Origin of the sequence: uncultured Alistipes sp., from assembly GCF_902388705.1 — a bacterium.
In the GTDB taxonomy this organism is placed as follows: Bacteria; Bacteroidota; Bacteroidia; order Bacteroidales; family Rikenellaceae; genus Alistipes.
In genome coordinates this window covers 24,669-30,960 of the sequence record NZ_CABMQJ010000023.1, presented here as the reverse complement: position 1 = coordinate 30,960, position 6,292 = coordinate 24,669, and the positions used below count along the sequence as shown (strand labels likewise).

Genomic DNA, 6,292 nt, shown 5'->3' with positions numbered 1-6,292 from the left:
GGCGGCCGCTTCCGGCCGCTTTCGGACACCACGCGGATGACCTTCCCGTCGCACGCTCCGTCCGTGCGCATCGACTATATCCTCGGCCGCGGACTGCCCGCCTCGGCCGCCGTCACGCAAAGCGTCGTCGACCATACGACCACCGCCTCCGACCACTGCCCGCTGTGGGTAGCGCTCTCTTGGCGGCGATAATCCCGGGCGGCGCTTCCCGGCAGACAGGCGGCACACGAACCGGCCTCCCTGCCGCCCCGCAGACTGCTCCGGTACAATCCTGCCCCGGCAATACCCCCGGCGCCGGCTGCTGCGATTCGTTTTAACGGGCGCCCGTTCCATACGACAAGATACGAAATAAAAGGTTATCTTTGCACAAAATTCCGATTACCATGCAGATTAACAAAGCCGAATTCCAGTGCAGTTCCGAGCGTATCTCGCAGGTTCCGAAAGACGACCTGAAAGACATCGCGTTCATCGGGCGCAGCAACGTCGGCAAATCGTCGCTCATCAACATGCTGACCGGCAGGCAGGGACTGGCCAAAGTTTCGGGAACGCCCGGCAAAACGCGGCTCATCAACCACTTCCGCATCGACCGGGCGTGGTATCTGGTCGACCTGCCCGGATACGGTTACGCCCGCACGTCGAAAGCCATGCGCAGCGACTTCGCCAAAATCATCACCGACTACGTGCTCAAGTGCGAAAAGATGCACTTCCTGTTCGTGCTGGTGGACATTCGGCTCGAACCGCAGAAAATCGATTTGCGCTTCATCGAGATGCTCGGCATGAACGGCATCCCGTTCGGCATCATCTTCACCAAGGCCGACAAACTCTCCAAAACACAGTGCGCCAAGAGCGTCGAACGCTACAGGGCGACGCTCGCCGAACAGTGGGAGGAGCTGCCGCCGATGTTCGTATCGTCGGGCGAGCGCGGCACGGGACGCGAACAGATACTGGACTTCATCGGCCAATGCCTCGAAGTTTAACCGATTGTTGAAAAAAGGTTGCCCTTACGGCACGTTTTTTCGTCGCATTGTCCTATATTTGCACCATCAAAAATTCCTCGTAACCTATGGCTATCCACAAAATCAAAATTTTCTCGGGTCGCGGCTCGGAATACCTGGCCGAAAAAATCGCGGCAAGTTTCGGGACGACGCTCGGGCAATCGGAGGTGTTGCGTTTCAGCGACGGCGAATTCCAACCCTGTTACAACGAATCCATCCGTGGCTGCACGGTATTCGTCATACAATCGACATTCCCGCCCTCGGACAACCTGATGGAGCTGCTGATGATGATCGACGCGGCGCGCCGCGCATCGGCCTACAAGGTCGTGGCCGTAATACCCTACTTCGGCTGGGCGCGGCAGGACCGCAAGGATCGTCCCCGCGTACCGATCGGCGCGAAACTGGTAGCCAACCTGCTGATGGCCGCAGGCGTCGACCGCGTGATGACGATGGATTTGCACGCCGACCAGATCCAGGGCTTTTTCGACATTCCGGTCGATGCGCTTTACGCCAGCGGCATCTTCATTCCCTATATCCAAAGCCTCAACATCCAGGATCTTTCGATTGCAGCCCCCGACATGGGCGGCGCCAAGCGCGCCAACACCTACGCCAAGCTGCTCGGAACACCCATCATCATTTCGCATAAGGAGCGCGCCAAAGCCAACGTCGTGGGCAAGATGACCGCCATCGGCGAGGTCGAAGGTCGCAATATCCTGATTGTGGACGACATGATCGACACGGCCGGCACGATCTGCATGGCCGCCGACATGCTCATGTCGCGCGGCGCCAAGAGCGTGCGCGCCGCCATCACCCACCCCGTGCTCTCGGGCCCGGCCTACGAGCGCATCAACGAAAGCGCGCTGGAGGAGGTTATCGTGACGGACACCATTCCGCTCAACCCCGACAAGGACCTGCACAAATTCACGGTGCTGTCGGTGGCCGACATCTTCGCCGACGTCATCGAGCGCGTACACAACTACAAGGAAATTTCGTCGATATTCTTCAAATAAGGAATCCCGGAAGCGGTTCGGGCGGGGCGCATGCAGCATGCGCCCCGCTTTTTTTCGCCCCGTGCGGCGGGGTTCCGGAAATTCTTGCTACATTTGTCCGGAGGGCGGCGACTGCAATGCCGGATACGCGCGGCCCCCGAATAAAAACGGACACGCTAAAACCCGATCTTATGACATTGATTTTCATTCCCCTGTTCCTCGGCCCTACCGAGTTGATACTCATCCTGCTGGTCGTGCTGCTCCTGTTCGGCGGCCGGAAAATCCCCGAACTGATGCGCGGCCTGGGCCGCGGCGTACGGGAGTTCAAAGACTCCTCGAAAGGGGACGACAAGGACGATGAGGCTTCGAAAAAGGAGCGAACCAAAACCGGCAAATAACAAAACGGGGTGTTTTCCGACACCCCGTTTTATTATCCCGACCGCCGCGCGGACATGACCGCGGCCACCCCTACTTGAGCGGCGAGTCCGGCTCTTTGGACATCACCAGGTAGAACATCCGGTCGAGGAATCCCGGGGCGAATTTCTTGACCAAATGCGTGGCGCGCCCCTCGCTCTCCATCAGGCAGAGGCGTTTGCGCTTGAGAATCCCCCGGGCCACAATCCGTGCGACCTCTTCCGAGGTCATCATCTTCGCCTCGTCGCGCGGGGTTTCGCCCTGCTGCGAACCGTCTGCCGTCAGGGCCGAGAAACGGACGTTCGACGACGTGAATCCCGGGCAGGCTATCATCACGTGCAGTCCCTTTTTGAGGTTTTCGATGCGCAGCGTTTCGAGGAATCCCGTCATGGCGTATTTCGAGGCCGAGTAGCCCGTGCGCCCCGGCAGGCCGTGCAGGCCCGCCACCGAGGAGATGCCGACAATCGAGCCGTGCGACTGCTGCAGGTACGGCAGGGCGAACTTGCAACAGTTGACCGTACCCCAGAAATTGACGTCCATCAGGCGGTGGAGCACGCTCAAATCCACGTCGTCGAAAATCGCGCGCATCGACAGCCCCGCGTTGCAGACCAGCACGTCCACGCCGCCGAATTCGCGCACGGCGGTATCGATCAGCCCCCGGCATTCGTCCACGTTCGTCACGTCGACGCCGCAGTAGGCAGCCTGTCCTCCCCGGGAGCGAATATCGCCCGCGATAAGCTGCAGTTTCTGCACGCTGCGCGCACCCATCACCACGCGGGCGCCCTGTGCGGCGAACTCGCGGGCCATCGCCTCGCCGATGCCCGACGAAGCGCCCGTCACGATGACGACCTTATCCTTAAAATCTTTCATATCAATCGTTTATTTCAATTTGCAGCGTATCGTAAGCCAGATGCACATGGGGCGGCAGTACGGATTCCGTCACGGCATACAGGCCGATGTCGTGGGACATGTGCGTGAGGTAAGCCTCGCACGGCCCCACACGGTCGATGAGCGCCAGCGCCTCGGCCACGTTGAAGTGCGAATAGTGCTCGGTGAAACGAAGCGCATTGACCACCAGCACCTCCACGCCCCGGAGTTTTTCGACCTCCGGCTCTTCGATGGTCTTGAAATCCGTGAGGTAGGCCAGCTTGCCGATGCGGTAGCCCGTGACGGCGAAACGGTCGGAATGGTGCCCCGAAACGGGTACGACCTCCAGCCCGCCGACCCGGAACGGCCGCGTCACATCGATTTCGTGCAGTTCGATTTCGGGTACGCCCCGGTATTTGTCCTGCGCAAAGGCGTAGTCGAAATCCTTGCGCACGATTCCGATGGTCGCCGGCGCCGCGAAAATATCGACCTTGTGGATTGCGGGGGGATAGTCGACGAAATTGAAAGCGCGCACGTCGTCCAGCCCGCCGATATGATCCTTGTGCTCGTGCGTCAGCAGAATCGCGTCGATGCGACGGACGCCCGTGCGGAGCATCTGGTAGCGGAAGTCCGGCCCGGCGTCGATTACCAGCCGCACGTCGCCCGCTTCGACCATGGCCGAAGTGCGCAGGCGGTTGTCGCGCGCATCGTCCGACGTACAGACCCTGCAGCGGCAGCCGATGACGGGGACGCCCTGCGAGGTGCCCGTTCCCAGGAATGTGAGTTTCATGGCAACAAAAATAATAAAAATATGGCGACCCGGTGCCGCCGTGCGGAAGATTCTTCCGGGCCGTACACGGGAAGATCCGGGCAGGAGGCCCCGAACCTCCCCGAAGGCACCCCCGAAAGGGATTATTTACCTTTCGACACCGGAAATATACATTTTGAAACCGCCCGTAACGGCTCCGCAGGTAACTTTGCATCCGGCACGACACGCCCCCACGCATCCCCGCATACCTATGACACAACGCCTCCCCGCCCAAGCCGTCTTCCGCCGCGCCTGCCCCCGCACGCCCGCTTTGCGGACACCCCGCACATTTTTACCCTCCGCAGGCGCTTTCATTCCGTTTTTTTCGCTATATTAGCCATAATGACACTCGATGCCCTCTCCTACTTCTTCAACGGCATGTCGCTGGCATTCTTCGTCATTGCCGCCATACACGCCGCGCTATGCGCCCGCAGAAGCGGTTCGCGCCCCCACTACCTGTTCGCCGTCTGCCTGGCCTGGATGGCCCTGATCGAAATCAAGGAGCTGTTCATCAGCTTCTCCCCCACCTACCAGTACGAAGTGCTAGGCCCCGGGTTCACCTTCCCCGACCTGTTCACCCTGCCGCTGCTGTCGCTCTTCTTCTTCGAACTGGTCATGCCCGGACGCATCACGGTACGCTATGCGGCGCGCCTGCTGGCCCCGTTCGTCCTGCTCGCCGGAGCTTACTGCGCAGGGCTGGCGTTCCAGCCCCGCGAGGTCTATTACTCATTCGGGGAGCTGCTCGGCGCGCTGCCCTCCTACCTCCCTCTGATGCTTCTGCTCTACGTACTTTACACGATTGTATACTGCATTTTCGCCCTGGCACGCATCGTGACCTACTCGCTGCGCTACGCCGACCAGATAGCACAGGCCTATTCGTTCACCGAACGCATACACCTGCGGTGGATGCGGTGGATGTCGGCCGTGCTGGCATGCTACCTGATTTGCTACATCGGCATCATCACCTTCACGTCGACAGCTCCGTACATCATCTTCACCTTTCTCATGACGCTCGGCGTATGGGGCATCCTCTACGGATGTATCATCCAGTACCGGATTCCGGAAATCATCCACAACTACTGGCAGGAAGAGTCCGCCGTGCCGGATGCGGACGACGAATCGCCCACGGAGAAATGCGGGCGCATCGCCGCGCTGCGGCAGCAGGTAGCCGCGGCAATCGACGAACGCAGGCTCTACCTCGACCCCGGGCTCACGATTGTCGACCTGGCGACCGAATGCGGCACCAACCGCACCCACCTGTCCCGGTTCTTCAACAGCGAGCTCGGCATTCCGTTCCGCGACTACATCAACCGCTGCCGGGTGGAGCACGCCACGCGGCTGATGGCCGGCAACGACCACAAAATCGAAGAGCTGGCCCTGCTCGCCGGCTTCGGCAGCACGACCACCTTTTACCGGGCTTTCGCCAAAGAGAAGAAAATGACGCCCCAGCAATGGCTGGACAGCCACAAGGGGCAGCAGCCCGTAACAGGTGAACCCTGCATCTCGGAGCTCGCAGCGCCCCGCGAGCGGAAATAACCGGACAAAGCCCCCGCCGCCGCAAACACCCCGTGCCGCGGAAGGCAAATCCGGGCACCGCGCCACCGGACAATATCCGGCGGCAAACGAAAAGCCGCAGGACGACTCCTGCGGCTTTTGCGCAAATGCAACGGACGGGATGCCGGGTTTTTCAGGCCGCCGGGACGGCGGATTTTCCGAGCCGTCAGGCGCCCGGATTATTCAAGGCCCCGGGACGGCGGATTTTCCGAGTTATCAGGCCCCCGGATTTTTCACTCCCCGAAGACGGATTTCCGGGCCCGCCGGAACAGCGGATTCTCCGGGCCGCCAAGGCCCCGGATTTTCACTCCGCCGAAGACGGATTCCCGGGCCCGCCGACCCCGTCAATAAGTCTGCTCGATATTCCAGACGAAGGCGCGCGAGCCCTGCAATTTGGTCGAGGCATCCATTTCGCGGAACGCCTCCATCAGCGGCGCGACCTTTTCGTCGTCGACGATGGCCATAATCGACGCGTTCATCGACGGCCATGCGTGCGTACCGTAGTGGGGTTCGCCGTCGACCGACCCGCGCCCCTCGGTCAGCGCCCAGCGCGTGAAGCCGCGGATGCCCTGCTGGTCGAGGATGGCGTTCACCCGGTCGGTGAGCGCCTGGTTGTATGACAAAAATACTGCTTTCATAATTTCGTTTTATTTAATTTCCCGCAA

7 protein-coding genes and 1 pseudogene are annotated in these 6,292 nt (G+C 60.7%); 5 read left to right on the top strand and 3 right to left on the bottom strand.

The annotated features are described in order from the left end of the window. From QZT71_RS07515 to tatA, 4 genes and pseudogenes are all read left to right on the top strand, one after another. Nucleotides 1-192, top strand: a pseudogene (locus tag QZT71_RS07515) (endonuclease); the annotation flags it as partial. A 191-nt stretch (nucleotides 193-383) separates the two neighbouring features. Further along, nucleotides 384-977 carry a ribosome biogenesis GTP-binding protein YihA/YsxC gene (gene yihA / locus QZT71_RS07510; protein WP_295914602.1) on the top strand — a complete coding sequence of 198 codons (594 nt, stop codon included), beginning with the start codon at nucleotides 384-386 and terminating at the stop codon, nucleotides 975-977. A gap of 86 nt (nucleotides 978-1,063) precedes the next feature. Next, entirely contained in the window at nucleotides 1,064-2,005 is a 942-nt protein-coding gene (locus QZT71_RS07505; RefSeq protein WP_295914601.1) for a ribose-phosphate pyrophosphokinase, read from the top strand. A gap of 170 nt (nucleotides 2,006-2,175) precedes the next feature. Beyond that, on the top strand, nucleotides 2,176-2,382 hold the full coding sequence (gene tatA / locus QZT71_RS07500; protein WP_295914597.1) for a twin-arginine translocase TatA/TatE family subunit: 207 nt from the start codon (nucleotides 2,176-2,178) through the stop codon (nucleotides 2,380-2,382). 70 nt (nucleotides 2,383-2,452) lie between these two features. Here the strand turns inward: tatA and QZT71_RS07495 are convergent, their stop codons facing one another. Together QZT71_RS07495 and QZT71_RS07490 are read right to left on the bottom strand one after the other, a co-directional pair. Beyond that, nucleotides 2,453-3,268, bottom strand: coding sequence for an SDR family oxidoreductase (locus QZT71_RS07495; protein ID WP_295914595.1), 816 nt, complete (start codon nucleotides 3,266-3,268; stop codon nucleotides 2,453-2,455). A gap of 1 nt (nucleotide 3,269) precedes the next feature. Further along, the gene (locus tag QZT71_RS07490) at nucleotides 3,270-4,055 is read right to left on the bottom strand and encodes an MBL fold metallo-hydrolase (protein ID WP_295914593.1); all 786 of its coding nucleotides are present in this window, start codon (nucleotides 4,053-4,055) and stop codon (nucleotides 3,270-3,272) included. A 360-nt stretch (nucleotides 4,056-4,415) separates the two neighbouring features. On the opposite strand from QZT71_RS07490, the gene QZT71_RS07485 reads away from it, so the two are divergent. Next, on the top strand, nucleotides 4,416-5,609 hold the full coding sequence (locus QZT71_RS07485) for an AraC family transcriptional regulator (RefSeq protein WP_295914590.1): 1,194 nt from the start codon (nucleotides 4,416-4,418) through the stop codon (nucleotides 5,607-5,609). 362 nt (nucleotides 5,610-5,971) lie between these two features. Here QZT71_RS07485 and QZT71_RS07480 read toward each other — a convergent pair whose 3' ends face one another. Then, the gene (locus QZT71_RS07480; RefSeq protein WP_295914586.1) at nucleotides 5,972-6,265 is read right to left on the bottom strand and encodes a PG0541 family transporter-associated protein; all 294 of its coding nucleotides are present in this window, start codon (nucleotides 6,263-6,265) and stop codon (nucleotides 5,972-5,974) included. Nucleotides 6,266-6,292 lie beyond the last annotated feature (27 nt).

What these genes read in the sequence shown, in the direction of transcription:
- QZT71_RS07505 (WP_295914601.1), top strand. Translation starts at nt 1,064, where the DNA reads ATGGCTATCCACAAAATCAAAATTTTCTCGGGTCGCGGCTCGGAATAC.
- QZT71_RS07480 (WP_295914586.1), bottom strand. Translation starts at nt 6,265, where the DNA reads ATGAAAGCAGTATTTTTGTCATACAACCAGGCGCTCACCGACCGGGTG.
- yihA (WP_295914602.1), top strand. Translation starts at nt 384, where the DNA reads ATGCAGATTAACAAAGCCGAATTCCAGTGCAGTTCCGAGCGTATCTCG.
- QZT71_RS07485 (WP_295914590.1), top strand. Translation starts at nt 4,416, where the DNA reads ATGACACTCGATGCCCTCTCCTACTTCTTCAACGGCATGTCGCTGGCA.
- QZT71_RS07490 (WP_295914593.1), bottom strand. Translation starts at nt 4,055, where the DNA reads ATGAAACTCACATTCCTGGGAACGGGCACCTCGCAGGGCGTCCCCGTC.
- QZT71_RS07495 (WP_295914595.1), bottom strand. Translation starts at nt 3,268, where the DNA reads ATGAAAGATTTTAAGGATAAGGTCGTCATCGTGACGGGCGCTTCGTCG.
- tatA (WP_295914597.1), top strand. Translation starts at nt 2,176, where the DNA reads ATGACATTGATTTTCATTCCCCTGTTCCTCGGCCCTACCGAGTTGATA.